The following is an 11,751-nucleotide window of genomic DNA, read 5'->3' on the forward strand; positions in this document are numbered from 1 at the left end:
CAATTCGTGGAGATGCTCGCGCGCGGCGAAACCGTCCATATCTTCAAGCCCAAGGTCGAGGCCGGGAACTGAGCGGGCCTCGGCGACTGCTTGGCGTCAGGCGGCGTGAGTTCGCCTGCGATCGCAACTGCTGGGAGGCGGACGGCTACTTGGTCGTCGTCGGCTTGAGACTGAATGCGGCCGGTCACTCGTTCGTGGGCGAATGACTGCTGTGGTCAAGAGCGGAAATTTGCGTGCTTAGGCCGTGCCTACGCGGCTCAAGCGGTATGTGCGCGGCGAACCCGTCTTGGCGATGGCGTCGATCAGTACCCGGTGTTGGCAGCCAGCAATGCGTCAGCAGGTCTGCAATGCGGCTGGCCGGGGGCGCAGGTACCATCTCGCCAAAGAGAACCGCCGTGGACGCGGGCCTAAACGAGATCTATGGCAGCTGCTTCGACGACCCAAGCCCACTGCAACGCCTGCAGTGGGCCACGCAACCATTTCGTCCTTCACGCAGAACGGACAAGATGGGACGACCACGACCAAGGCATCAGCGGAGGAGACACGTACGAGACGTTGAAGTGTTGCGGGTGCGATGCCATCAAACTGCGTCACACCTCCTGGTTTTCAGAAGACGAAGGTTCGTCGGTAGCGTACTTCCCCCCAGCGGTGTCTAGGCGTCACCCCTCCTGGTTCGACGAACTGGTCAGCGAGTTACCGCCGCAGGAAGAGTTCGTGGCAACGCTGCTGAACGAGATCTACGTGGCCTTGCACAACAACTTGCTGTCGCTGGCAACGATGGGGGTGCGGGCGTTGCTGGAGAAGGTCATGATCGCGCAGGTGGGCGACCTCGGAAGTTTTGCCGCACACGTGAGAAAGTTCGAGGACCTTGGTCACGTCTCGCCGCTGCAGAGGGCCCGGCTTGACGCGATCTTGGAGGCAGGGCACGCCGCCATGCACCGAATGTATGCCCCATCAGAGGAGGATGTCGTGGTAGTGCTAGACATAGCCGAGTCCATCATTGCCTCCATCTACGTCCATGACTCTTTGGTAAGAGGCTTGAAACAGCGCGTTCCGGCAAAGGTCGCCAAGGTACCGAAAGGCGGCAAGCCCTAGCTGTATGGATGTTCAAGGAAGCACGGAACCATAGCCGTCAGCTCCAGGGCGAGGAGAGCTCGCGGGATATCGTCGCAAAGGTGGCTCAGGCGGTCGTGCAAGATCTGCTGTGCATGCGCCAACTACTTGAACGCCTTCAGACGAAAAGAGCGAGCTGAGCGTCGCTGACCGAAGTGGCGGCAGCTGCCGGTGGGACAAATAGCTGCCTCGCGACACGTACTAGCTCTCGAGAGCAGACAGGCTGCGCTCCTCTACGTAGGGCTATTAGTCGCTGATGGGCGGTGATGTCGTAGTGGGGATGACGAGCCCCACGATGAAACGCACGAACTGGCACACAGATACCAGCGGCGAAGGCATGAAGCTCATCCAGCCCATCCGCCGTTAGGTGGAACCAGCCGCGACCATATTTCAACACATTGGCGTCGTCGACATATATCAAATTCGGCCTCCTCCAAAGACTGTAACCGAATCTCACGCCGGAACGACTGCGCGCCAACTCCGGCTGCATCACCTACTACGCCCAGTAACACGCCCTTCGCGTTTGACTACTATTGAGCGAATCTGGCCGCCGCCGACAGTAGGTGGGGGATCCGAAGTGAACAACGGCTCTATCACGGAGGGCGTCCACTCAATACAAGATCGTGTATCGGTTGCGAGGTGGTAGTCGTCGCATTACTAACCGAGCATTAGAATTGTGGAAGAGCAGTGGCCCCAGCTTGGAGTCACCTAAAGGGTTGAAGAGGGTGTTTTGGAGCTTGCATTCGAGACGGAGAACCTTCGCAACATGTGTGAGCATGAGGCCGTTGCACTCAAGCAGCTGGGGCAGCTTGCCGCAGATGCGCTGAGAAACCGTCTCTCGGACCTGCATACAGCGGACTTCATAGATGAGGTCCTTGCCGGCCGCCCCCGGCATCTTTCTATCGACGGTGTCGACTGCGTCCAGTACGAGTTGGCCGAGCGCTGGACGTTGACGGTCAGCCCCAATCACGTGCCACCTCGTAATATGCGAGACGGTCATTCAGACTGGTCGCGCGTGCGACGCATCAAAATCATACGCGTGGAGCAAGCATGACAGCCGCCAGCGCTTTTCAGCCCGACTGGGTATCGCCTCCCGGAGCCACCGTCCTCGACCTTCTTGAGGAGCGCGGCTCCACTGTTGGCGAGTTCGCCACCGCTGCGCAGCGCAGCATTCAAGAAGTTACTGCCCTTCTGTACGGTTCAGGCGCTCTCAATGAGGCATGGGCCCAGCAGCTTTCCTTCCTGTTTGGCGCTTCCCCGACCTTTTGGCTGCGCCGTGAGGAGCAGTACCGCTCCAATCTTGAGCGCTTGGCTCAATCCGCGGACGACGTCGGCGCGCAGAGTTGGCTGTCGGAGCTTCCCATCGCGGACATGGTCAAGTTCGGGTGGATAGAAAAAGGCAAGAACAAGGGCGAGACGCTCGCTAATGCACTAGCGTTCTTCGGCGTTCCTTCCGTCGAGTCCTGGCGCAGCCACTACAAGCTTGCTCTCGAATCGGCCGCATATCGCACCAGTGCCGCTTTCGAGACCCGACCCGGGGCTGTAGCAGTCTGGCTGCGCCGCGGTGAGGTGGCGGCCAGGTCCATCGACTGCAAGCCGTGGAATCCAGAGAAGTTCAATGCTGCACTAGCGGCAATCAGGGCGCTGACCAGAGAACCGGAACCGAGCAGATTTCTGCCTGAACTCACGGCGCTCGGACGTGAATGCGGCGTTGCAATCATCGTAGAACGGGCGCCGGACGGTTGCAGGGCCAGCGGCGCAACCAAGTTCCTGAGCACCAGCAAAGCGCTGATGCTTCTGAGCTTCAGGTACCTCTCAGACGACCAGTTCTGGTTCACGGTCTTCCACGAAGCAGGACACCTTCTGCTTCACTCGCGCCAAGGCCTCTTCTTGGAAGGGTTCGAGAGCCCGGAAGGCAGTGCGGAAAGAGAAGCCGATGACTTCGCGATGCGCACCCTCTTCACGGACTCGGGTTTGAAACAACTTGAGTCAGTGTCCTTGAACCAATTCTCCATTGCCCGCCTTGCTAAACGTCTTGGCATTGGGATTGGACCGGTCGTTGGCCAGCTTCAAGAGATGGGCCGGGTTCAGTACAACCACTTCAACTACATGAAGGCTCGGTACAAGTGGCAGGCCTGAGTTTCTAAGCCAGGAAGCGCTTGTAATGGTTCGGAGACTTCTGCCAGTTGCACAGCGAGTCCTCCATCTCTTGGAAGCCCACGCCGAGGTAATTGGCGATGACTCCCACCCGCGTGTCGATTTCCGCGACGGTCAATCCATGCTCGCCCTGCAGCATCAGCCGAGCACCGACCACGGGTCCAGTCGCCGACGAAAAGTAGGCCGAGTCTGGCCGAATCGGAGCTAGGCCCATCTTGCCGAGCATGGTGAGGTAGTCGAAGCGCGCGGTCCTTCCGAAACGCCTCACAGCACTCATTGACCGATACAGCCTGTTGAAAGCGCGCTGCGCGTCGCCATTGACGGCTTGCAGCGCTTGCGCGAAGAGCGCTGCATGGCTGCCAGCGGTCTGCACCCATTCGACATATGAAGCGACCGTCGCGCCCGTGCCGTTTTCCCCTAGCGCCTCGAGACTCTCGTATTTGCGGTGGTTTCCGAATCCCCTGTTGGCACCGCGCATCAAGTGGTCTTTGTTTGCATCGAGCCACGCCCGAAAGCCAGCCACATCGGCGTTGACCGCAGCGAAGGTCCAAGGCGGTCGCGCACCCAGGGCGCCGTAGACCTCACGGGCGTACCGGTAACCCGATCTCGCGTGCTTTCCGAAGTGCACGAAAAGGAACACGAGCCAGCAGGCCTCTTCGATGTCGCCAGTTCGCATATGCAGCAAGGCCGCCTTGACCGGGTCGAACATTTCGCTGTGCGGATTGCCGCGGTCCGGGTGGATATCTCGGTTTGCAATTGCGCTGACGTAGCGCACGCGCCTGATGCTGTCCACCAGCTGCAGCACGTAGACCCGGCGCCTGACTTCGTCCGAAATCCCGGGCAGGGGAAAATGCTCTTGGGCCACTTGAAGAAGCTTGTCTTCGAGCTCGTCAACTAGCGGCTCTTCTCTAGCTCTCATGCCAGAACCCCTTTGCCTTGTTTTGCAATCCACTCGCTGATGCTCGTCACAGCCTCGCGCGTGACGCCGAAGCTGCTCTGGATGTTGTGGTTGAACCCGAGCACCAGCAGCTCTCGCCCCAGGGCCATGCCGGCAAGCTCGGTCACCATGCCGCGGTAAGCGAATCCCTGGACTGGTGAAGTGCCGTCGCGCCCAAGCGTCCACGCTGGCATGGAGGAGACCTCCAAGGGCTCCCTCAAGAGGCGCTCGAACGTGCGAACGACCGTTGCGCCGTTGAGCACGAGGACGCGAATGGGCGAGGTAGCGATGGACCTGACCAGCGTCTCGGCACCAAGCTCGAGCAGCCCCTGCTTGACGTCAGGAGCAAGGCTGGACCACTTTTGACCCGTGGCGAAAGGCACCAAGTCCAGATGGCAGGCAGACGACCACACATCGTAGTACGACACGTACAGCCCGTTAACTACGCGGTCCAGGGGCTTGAACCAGCCGTCGTACGGCCTACGGGAGAAATACATGTCGCAGGCCGACCACACGCGCTCAATGTGCTCCTTCGCGGCGTCTGCCCAAGAATCTAGCTGCAGGGTGGAGAGGGTCTCGAACCTGTGCAGCGGGTCCTGGAGTTGGGCGCCGCGCGCGTCCACAAACTCCAGGTTGCTCGGGTTCAGTCCCAGTGTTGCGACACGACTCGTGTCAAGACGACCGAACATCATGACCGGAGACGCCCAAGGGATGGCTCCCAGGTCCTCCGGCGAGCCGGACGCAAGCATGCGAACAAGGCGCTTGATTTCGCGCCGGTGAGCAACTGCACTCATTACGCTGCCCGGCTCGCGTCTTCGAGACTGTCGACGCGCGCGTCAATGAAGACACGGTAGGTCGTGCTGTTCATCTCGCCACGAAGCGTGCGCAAGCCGGCGATGTCCTTGTTCTTGTCGGCGCGATACGCCATCAGCAGGCGCACAAGGTCCTGCCAGTACGCGTCAAGGCTCGCGCTGGCCAGGCTGTACTGTCCACCCTCGCGAAGGATTCGCTCCGCTCGTCGCAGTTCACGAATCGCCGGCCAAGGCTCTCCCTTCGGCATCGCCGGCATCGGCACGGTGCCCTGAAAGGCCTCGCCGAGAAATGCCTTCGCCTTGTCATGCCACCCGTCGTACAGGTGCAGGCTGCCGACGCAGTGGGTGTACTCGCCCACATCCGCTCCGCTTGCACGCGCCACAAGTTCCTGGAGCATGGTGAACGCAAACACGTCGTGCGGCAGGCCTAGGTACGCATCGTTCGACCGCATGTTCACAACCATGTGCACGCGGTCATCGCGCACCAGAAACTGAAGAGTGCAAGTGCACGGCACGCCATAGCCGCGGCCCACGTCGCCGGCATCAAAGAGTTGGATGACAGCCTGCCGCGAGGTTCGCTTGTGCTCAAGAAGCTTGATGATGTTCGCAAGCTGGTTCTGACCCCTTAAGTTTGCCAGCCGCTCTCCGTATCCGTTGGGCACGGTCATACGGTCAGGAGCATCGTCCCTATAACCGGTGGGCACGTAGTACTCGACGAAGGCGTAATCGTTCGCCCCAGATAGATACCAGAGCCACTCGCCCAATGGGCTAAACGCCTTGCCACGCGTCTCACTTCGGCTCAGGCGAGCACGAGGGTTCGTCAGGTGCAAAACCGCGCCTATCTCCTCCGTGAAGCGCCCCCTGCTGGCTGTCACCCAATTAGTGCTGGCCACCAAGCGCTGCAGCACACCGCGCATCAGGTCGTCAAGGGTATCGGCTTTCAGGTTCACACTGAACTCCACGCCCCTAGTGCAGCCCTTAGAGCAGAGGCAACAAAGCCCAGCATCCTCGGTCCGGCTAAGCTAGCCTTTGACCTGCGCACCACTGCATACACGATGGAGGGAAAGACGGCGATATAGAGAACTGCGATGCCTCTGTACAGGCGCATCGACGATGTGGTCCGCATACGTGCCCTCGTTGCAACTAACTTGTAACTCAAATGTAGCAGGCCGCTTTTGAACTACGGAAATGAGTGTCGATTTTTTGGCCGACACCAGCCGGCCGCACGCCTAGCCTGAAGGTCCGCTACCGCTGCAAAGCGGAAGTCCAGCCTGAAAGGAATGGGGCCTACAACAGGTCACGCGCAGCCAACCGCCATCGCAAGCCTCCCGCCAGCCTCATTCCTCATCCAGCGCCGCGAACCGCTCCGCCAGAAAGTCCAACAGCGCCCGCACCGCCGGCAGCAGCCCGCGACGCGAGGGGAACACGGCATGGACGACCTCGCGCCGCGGGGCCCAGCCGGGCAGCACCCGCACCAACTCACCGCGTTCGATCGCGTCGACCACCAGCATGGACGGCAACTGCACCACGCCCACGCCGGCCAGCGCGGCGGCGCGCAGCGCGGCCATGCTGCGGGTGACCAGGCGCGGGCGGTGCGGCACGACGGCCTGCGCGCCGTCGGGGCCCAGCAGCCGCCATGCATGCTCGTTCTGCGGCAGCGCCAGCTCCAGGCTGGGCAGCCCCGCCAGGTCGGCCGGCGAGCGCAGCGCCTCGCGCCCGGCCAGCAGGCCCGGCGCGGCCACCAGGCACTGGCCGCGCTCGGCCAGCACGCGCAGCACCAGGTCGCTGTCCTCGATGGGCGGCGGGCGCACGCGGATCGCCAGGTCGATGCCTTCGCCCACCACGTCCACGCGGCGGTTGGTGTCTTCCAGGTGCACCTCCACCCGCGGGTGCGCGGCCATGAAGGCGGCCAGCATGTCGGCCACGCGCAGGTCCAGCAGCGCCACCGGGCAGGTCATGCGCACGATGCCGCAGGGCTCGGCGTGGGTGAGGGCGATGGCTTCCTCCGCCGCCTCGGCCTCCACCAGCATGGCCTTGCAGTGCGCGTAGTAGGTCTGGCCGATCTCGGTGACGGCGAAGCGGCGGCTGGAGCGCTGGATCAGGCGCACGCCCAGCCGCTCCTCCAGCTGCGCGATGCGCCGCGACAGGCGCGACTTGGGCAGGCCCAGCGCCCGGCCGGCCGGGGCGAAGCCGCCGTGCTCCACCACCTGCGCGTAGAAGTAGAGGTCGTTGAGGTCCTTCATCGTTCTTCCTATGGAACGCTGATGGCCGATTCTGCCGTCTACCGCTTTGCCCGTTGCGCCCATATGCTTTGTTCATGGCCGCGCGTCGCGGCCGCCTCTTTTCAGGAGATGAGCATGAGCAAGATCCTCGGCATCCACAGTGCGCCGCGCCCGCACTGGGTGGGCGACGGCTTTCCCGTGCGTTCGCTGTTCGGCTACGACGGGTTGGGCCGGCACCTGAGCCCCTTCCTGCTGCTCGACCATGCGGCCCCGACGGCCTTCGCGCCGGCGGCGCGCCCGCGCGGCGTGGGCCAGCACCCGCACCGCGGCTTCGAGACGGTGACCATCGTCTACCAGGGCGAGGTGGAGCACCGCGACTCCACCGGCGCCGGCGGGCTGATCGGCCCGGGCGACGTGCAGTGGATGACGGCGGCCGGCGGCATCCTGCACGAGGAGTTCCACTCGCATGCGTTCACCGAGCGCGGCGGCACCATCGAGATGGTGCAGCTGTGGGTGAACCTGCCGGCCAGGGACAAGATGGCCGCGCCCGGCTACCAAACGCTGCTGGACCGCGACATCCCCGCCGTGGACCTGCCCGACGGCGCCGGCCGGCTGCGCGTGATCGCCGGCGCCTTCGACGGCCGCCGCGGCCCGGCGCGCACCTTCACGCCCATCGACGTGTGGGACCTGCGCCTGGCCCAGGGCGCCACCGCGCGCCTGCCGGCGACGCCGGGCCACACGCTGGCGCTGGTGGTGCTGCGCGGCGCGGTGCGCATCCAGGACCAGGTGGCGCGCGAGGGCCAGCTGGTGCACTTCGACCGCGCGGGCGGCGAGGTGGCGATCGAGGCCGAGAGCGATGCCGGCCTGCTGTGGCTGGCCGGCGAGCCGATCGACGAGCCGGTGGTTGGCTACGGCCCCTTCGTGATGAACAGCGAGGCCGAGATCCACCAGGCCGTCGACGACTTCAACGCCGGCCGCTTCGGGCGGATGGCAGCATGACGGGCCCCGGCCCGGATCCACGCAGAAAGGAAAGCCATGTCCGCTGAAGTCACCGTCCATGCCGCCATCGGCGCCGCACCGTATGCCGTGGCGTTCCGCGACGACGCCGGCCACGCCTGGGGCGCCGACGAGCCCGCCGCCCTGGGCGGCGGCGACAGCGGGCCGACGCCGCATGCGCTGCTGTTGTCCAGCCTGGGCGCCTGCACCGCCATCACGCTGAAGATGTTCGCGGCCCGCAAGGCGTGGCCGCTGGACGGCGTGCAGGTGGCGCTGCGCTACGCTGCCGTGCCGGCCGGCGCGGCGGGCACCGGCATCGAGCGCAGCATCACCCTGCAGGGCGCGCTGGACGCCGCCCAGCGCGAGCGCCTGCTGCAGGTGGCCAACGCCTGCCCCATCCACAAGCTGCTGACGGGCGAGGTGCGCATCGCCACCACGCTCGCGGAGTGACGCCATGACGACGACGACCCCCCTGCGACTGCTCGTGATCCCCGCCAGCGCGCGCGAAGGCTCGCTCAACCGTCGGCTGGCCGCCTGCGCCGCAGCGATGGCGCGCGCCGACGGCATCGACGTGCACGTGCTCGACCTGCGCGCGCTGGCGCTGCCCGTCTACGACGGCGACCTGGAGGCGGCCGAGGGCGTGCCGGCCGGCGCGCTGGAGCTGCAGCGCGCCGTGCTGGCGGCCGATGCGCTGCTGGTGGTCACGCCCGAGTACAACGGCTTTCCGACGCCGCTGTTCGTCAACGCCTTCGACTGGCTCTCGCGCATCCCGGCCACCGAGGCGAACCCCTCGGGCCTGGCCGCCACCGCCGAGCGGCCGGTGGCGCTGCTGTCGGCCTCGCCCGGCCCGGCGGGCGGGCTGCGCTCGATGAACTTCGTGCGCCAGTACCTGCAGATGGCCTTCGCCATGCTGGTGGTGCCGCAGCAGTTCGCGCTCGGCCGCGCGCACGAGGCCTTCGATGCGCAGGGCGGCTTGAAGGAGCCCCGCGCCGCGCAGGCGGTGCAGGGCGTGGTGCAGTCGCTGGCGCGGCTGGCGCTCAGGCTGCGGGCGCCGGGCTGACGGTTGGCCGATCGGCGGCGGTTCACTCGTCGTCCAGCGCACGTCCGCGCCGCAGCGGCGCCTCGGGCAGGCGCCTGCTGCGCAGCGCCAGTTCGCCGCGCTCGGTGATGCCGAAGACCACCGCCTCGGCCTCGGCGCCGTCGGGCGTGTTCAGCGGGCCCTGCGGCACGGACGCGGTGACGAGTTCGGCCGCCTTCAGCAGCCGTACGTTGTCGACGTCGCTCACGCGGCGCACCACGAGTGGGAAGCGGGCCTTGACGATGCTTGCAAGGTACTCCAGGGACATGGAAGGCCTCCAGTGCGTGCGGCCCATTGTGCAGGCCCGGTCATGACCGGTGGCTGAACAACGCGTAACACCCCTGGCTGCCGCCGGAGAACTTCGGTATGTGCGTGCGGTGCAGCATCGCCGAAATCCTCTCAGGCTCTCAGTCGCGGCCGGCCTGCAGGATGGCGTCGGCCAGCGCGCGGGGCTGGCTGAACCACATCTCGTGGCTGCCGTCGCACTCGACCAGGCGGAACAGCCCCAGCCGTTCCGACAGGCGCGGATGCCACGGCAGGCCGTGCGGCATCGCGGTGTCCTGGCGGCAGTTGAGGTACGACTTGGCGACGGGCAGATCGGCCAGCGGGCGCGGCAGGTCGACAGCGTCGGTGAAGGTGCGGTAGGGGTGCGGGTTGAGCCGCGCGTAGCTGCTGCGGGCCAGGTCGAGGTCGGCGTCGTTGATGAAGGCCTCGCGCCAGATCTCGAAGGGCAGCATCACCGCGTTGTCCTGCGCACCGGCCAGCGCGTCGAACAGCGAGACATAGTGCGGCGGCACGAGGTCGTTCAGGCACTGGCCGGGCAGCGGCACGAAGGCGTTCACGTACACCAGCCGCCGCAGGCGCGGCGCGATGCGCTCGGCCGCGCCGGAGATGACCATGCCGCCGTAGCTGTGGCCGACCAGGCGCACCTCGTGCAGGTCGTGCGCCTCGACGAACTCTACCAGTGAGGCGACGGCGTCGGCCAGGCCGGTGCGGCTGCGGTCGTCGCCGGGGCGGTTGCCGGCGAGCGTCGGGCAGTGCACGGCATGGCCGGCGGCGCGCAGGTGCCCGGCGGTGGCTTCCATCTCGGCGCCGGTGTGCCAGGCGCCGTGGACGAGGACGTAGGTGTCGGACATGGCGGTCTCCTTGTGGGTGGTTCGGAGCCCGCAAATCTAGGCAGCGCGCGGTGCGGCGGATGGCCGCTGCGCGCCGGCCGCGTGGCCGCTCAGCGCCGCTGGCGGCGAAGCTGCGCCGGCGTGGCGCCCAGGCGCGTGCGGCAGGTGCGCACGAAGTGCGACGCGTCGAGCAGCCCCACGCGCCGGCCGATCTCGGCCACGGTGAGCCGGTCGAAGCGCGCATCGGCCAGCAGGCGCGCCGCGACCTCCATGCGGCAGGCCATGAGGTGATGCGCGAAGCTCAGCTCGCCGCCGGCCAGGCTGCGGTGCAGCGTGCGCTCGGAGATGCCCAGGTCCGCGGCGATGGCGGCGGCCGTCAGGCCCGGCTCGGCATGGCGCTCGCGCACCCGGTCGAGGATGCGGCGGCGCAGCGAGGCCAGGGCCGGTTCGTCGTGCGGCGGCGCGCCGGCGGCCAGCGCGATCAGCGCGCCGAGCTGGTCGGTCAGCAGCGAGGCGGGCAGCGGCGGCGCGGCCGCCAGGGCCGGCGTGAGCTGGCAGGCGAAGGCGCTCAGCGCGCGGCCCCAGCCCTGCTGCCCGTCGATGCGCCGGCCGGCGGCGGCGCGGATGTCCGGCAGCCAGCGTTCGAGCCACTCGGGACGCAACTGCAGCGACACCGTGTCGGCGCGCTCGGGGAAGTGGAATTCGTAGCGCTCGCGCGAATCGACGAGCACCAGGTCGCCGGGCAGCAGGCGGGCGCCGCGCGATGCTTGCACGGCGCTCCAGGCGCTGTCGGTCTTGCACAGCAGGTAGCAGAAGTTCTCGCGGCTGCGGGCGATGGCGGCGCGGGTGCGGTAGACGTCCTGCGCGCTGCCGCGCACCTGGTTCACCGAGACGGGGCCCCAGTCCACCGCCTCCAGGCTGGAGTGGAAGTCGGCGCTGCGCGGGCTGGTGGCCGCCATTTCGAGGAAGCCTTCGCAGATCGCGCCGACCCAGTAGTCCAGCCGCTCGGCCGCGCCCACCGCGTCGGTGGACCAGCGGCGCACGGCGCCGGCGGGCGCTGAGGGCAGGGCGGGAGTCATGGCCGCGAGTGTGGGCCGCGCTGCCGCGGCGCCGCAAGAGGCCCGACCCGGGGGCGCGCGCTATACGGATTTGCGTTCAATCGACGAGAACCGTTCGGGCTGATTGATATCGTTGAACGCAACTGCATGTCAGGAGCGTGAGAGCGCGGGCGCCGTCACGCCCTCGGGCAGCCTTGCCGAGGCGATGCGGAAGACGTTGTCCTCCGGGTCGGCCAGCACCGCCTGCCACTGGCCGTAGTAGG

Annotated in this window: 14 protein-coding genes; 6 read left to right on the forward strand and 8 right to left on the reverse strand. The window is 66.3% G+C overall.

What is annotated here, in order from left to right; translation table 11 throughout:
• Positions 1 to 714 precede the first annotated feature (714 nt).
• Positions 715 to 1,095, forward strand: a complete 381-nt coding sequence (locus ACIY1X_RS19640; RefSeq protein WP_399683754.1) for a DUF4145 domain-containing protein — start codon at positions 715 to 717, stop codon at positions 1,093 to 1,095.
• 136 nt (positions 1,096 to 1,231) lie between these two features.
• Here ACIY1X_RS19640 and ACIY1X_RS19645 read toward each other — a convergent pair whose 3' ends face one another.
• Positions 1,232 to 1,603 (reverse strand): DUF4031 domain-containing protein, encoded by a 372-nt coding sequence (locus ACIY1X_RS19645; RefSeq protein WP_399683757.1) that lies wholly within the window; start codon positions 1,601 to 1,603, stop codon positions 1,232 to 1,234.
• Positions 1,604 to 1,843: 240 nt separating this feature from the next.
• Between ACIY1X_RS19645 and ACIY1X_RS19650 the strand changes: the two genes are divergently transcribed.
• Together ACIY1X_RS19650 and ACIY1X_RS19655 are read left to right on the forward strand one after the other, a co-directional pair.
• Positions 1,844 to 2,167: a hypothetical protein gene (locus ACIY1X_RS19650; RefSeq protein ID WP_399683760.1), complete on the forward strand. Its 324-nt coding sequence runs from the start codon at positions 1,844 to 1,846 to the stop codon at positions 2,165 to 2,167.
• On the forward strand, positions 2,164 to 3,252 hold the full coding sequence (locus ACIY1X_RS19655; RefSeq protein WP_399683762.1) for an ImmA/IrrE family metallo-endopeptidase: 1,089 nt from the start codon (positions 2,164 to 2,166) through the stop codon (positions 3,250 to 3,252). Before ACIY1X_RS19650 ends, ACIY1X_RS19655 begins: the two co-directional genes overlap by 4 nt.
• Positions 3,253 to 3,256: 4 nt before the next feature.
• On the opposite strand, the gene ACIY1X_RS19660 is transcribed toward ACIY1X_RS19655, so the two are convergent.
• From ACIY1X_RS19660 to ACIY1X_RS19675, 4 genes are all read right to left on the reverse strand, one after another.
• Positions 3,257 to 4,189 carry a hypothetical protein gene (locus ACIY1X_RS19660; protein WP_399683764.1) on the reverse strand — a complete coding sequence of 311 codons (933 nt, stop codon included), beginning with the start codon at positions 4,187 to 4,189 and terminating at the stop codon, positions 3,257 to 3,259.
• Positions 4,186 to 5,001 carry a hypothetical protein gene (locus tag ACIY1X_RS19665; RefSeq protein ID WP_399683766.1) on the reverse strand — a complete coding sequence of 272 codons (816 nt, stop codon included), beginning with the start codon at positions 4,999 to 5,001 and terminating at the stop codon, positions 4,186 to 4,188. The genes ACIY1X_RS19660 and ACIY1X_RS19665 overlap by 4 nt, the downstream gene beginning before the upstream one ends.
• Complete coding sequence (locus ACIY1X_RS19670) at positions 5,001 to 5,969, reverse strand: thymidylate synthase (protein WP_399683769.1); 969 nt, start codon at positions 5,967 to 5,969, stop codon at positions 5,001 to 5,003. The genes ACIY1X_RS19665 and ACIY1X_RS19670 overlap by 1 nt, the downstream gene beginning before the upstream one ends.
• 387 nt (positions 5,970 to 6,356) lie before the next feature.
• On the reverse strand, positions 6,357 to 7,262 hold the full coding sequence (locus ACIY1X_RS19675; protein ID WP_399683771.1) for a LysR family transcriptional regulator: 906 nt from the start codon (positions 7,260 to 7,262) through the stop codon (positions 6,357 to 6,359).
• A gap of 114 nt (positions 7,263 to 7,376) precedes the next feature.
• Between ACIY1X_RS19675 and ACIY1X_RS19680 the strand changes: the two genes are divergently transcribed.
• The 3 genes from ACIY1X_RS19680 to ACIY1X_RS19690 are packed head-to-tail and all read left to right on the forward strand — an operon-like array spanning position 7,377 to position 9,297.
• Positions 7,377 to 8,240 (forward strand): pirin family protein, encoded by an 864-nt coding sequence (locus ACIY1X_RS19680; RefSeq protein WP_399683773.1) that lies wholly within the window; start codon positions 7,377 to 7,379, stop codon positions 8,238 to 8,240.
• A gap of 36 nt (positions 8,241 to 8,276) precedes the next feature.
• Positions 8,277 to 8,687, forward strand: coding sequence for an OsmC family protein (locus ACIY1X_RS19685; protein ID WP_399683776.1), 411 nt, complete (start codon positions 8,277 to 8,279; stop codon positions 8,685 to 8,687).
• A gap of 4 nt (positions 8,688 to 8,691) precedes the next feature.
• Positions 8,692 to 9,297: an NADPH-dependent FMN reductase gene (locus tag ACIY1X_RS19690; RefSeq protein ID WP_399683779.1), complete on the forward strand. Its 606-nt coding sequence runs from the start codon at positions 8,692 to 8,694 to the stop codon at positions 9,295 to 9,297.
• A gap of 22 nt (positions 9,298 to 9,319) precedes the next feature.
• On the opposite strand, the gene ACIY1X_RS19695 is transcribed toward ACIY1X_RS19690, so the two are convergent.
• From ACIY1X_RS19695 to ACIY1X_RS19705, 3 genes are all read right to left on the reverse strand, one after another.
• Positions 9,320 to 9,583: a hypothetical protein gene (locus ACIY1X_RS19695; protein ID WP_399683782.1), complete on the reverse strand. Its 264-nt coding sequence runs from the start codon at positions 9,581 to 9,583 to the stop codon at positions 9,320 to 9,322.
• Between the two features lie 139 nt (positions 9,584 to 9,722).
• The gene (locus ACIY1X_RS19700; RefSeq protein ID WP_399683784.1) at positions 9,723 to 10,451 is read right to left on the reverse strand and encodes an alpha/beta fold hydrolase; all 729 of its coding nucleotides are present in this window, start codon (positions 10,449 to 10,451) and stop codon (positions 9,723 to 9,725) included.
• Between the two features lie 89 nt (positions 10,452 to 10,540).
• Positions 10,541 to 11,509 carry a helix-turn-helix domain-containing protein gene (locus tag ACIY1X_RS19705; protein WP_399683787.1) on the reverse strand — a complete coding sequence of 323 codons (969 nt, stop codon included), beginning with the start codon at positions 11,507 to 11,509 and terminating at the stop codon, positions 10,541 to 10,543.
• Positions 11,510 to 11,751: the final 242 nt, after the last annotated feature.

Source organism: Xenophilus sp. (assembly GCF_044462705.1).
Taxonomy (GTDB): domain Bacteria; phylum Pseudomonadota; class Gammaproteobacteria; order Burkholderiales; family Burkholderiaceae_C; genus Xenophilus; species Xenophilus azovorans.